Genomic DNA, 572 nt, shown 5'->3' with positions numbered 1-572 from the left:
TGGTGGCTCACTTTCTTCGACTATAGTCGTATCTGAGTTATTACATGTTGTGGTTACATTTGTTACTATAACTTCATAAGTACCTGCTTGGGTTGGCTCTAAACTGCTTCCTGTTTCTCCCGAAAGGGTTACTCCGTCTAATGACCACTCAAAGGTATATTGGGTTTCATCTAATCCTGTGTCTATGATTGGTGCGCTGACTACCTCTGATCCATTGGTATTGATACATAGTAAATAACTATCTTCTAAATCAAATTCTGGTAATGGATTTACTCGTAAGGTGATCTCGGCTGTATCATAACAGATTGAACTGTCTACCATGGTTCCGGTTCCATCGTCTACCATGGTGTCATTATCTACTCTTACATAAATAACTTGTGGGTTAATAATGTTTTCATACAATAATGGTAATGGACTGATTCCTGCATCTGCATCTGATTGTGAATCATAATAACTTACAATGTAGCTTAATGGGTCTTGTCCGTCTAATACTTCTTCGTTTAAACTTTCTAAATCAAATTGTACACTATCATTGGTGGTGTCTCCATCGGTTTCCATATTATCATCACATT

General features: G+C 37.2%; 1 pseudogene. It reads right to left on the bottom strand.

Going from position 1 to position 572, the window contains the following annotated elements:
* Positions 1–572, bottom strand: a pseudogene (locus JAO71_RS16005) (hypothetical protein); the annotation flags it as partial.

Source organism: Olleya sediminilitoris (assembly GCF_016785945.1).
Classification (GTDB): domain Bacteria; phylum Bacteroidota; class Bacteroidia; order Flavobacteriales; family Flavobacteriaceae; genus Olleya; species Olleya sediminilitoris.
This window is presented reverse-complemented; position numbering and strand designations above follow the sequence as displayed.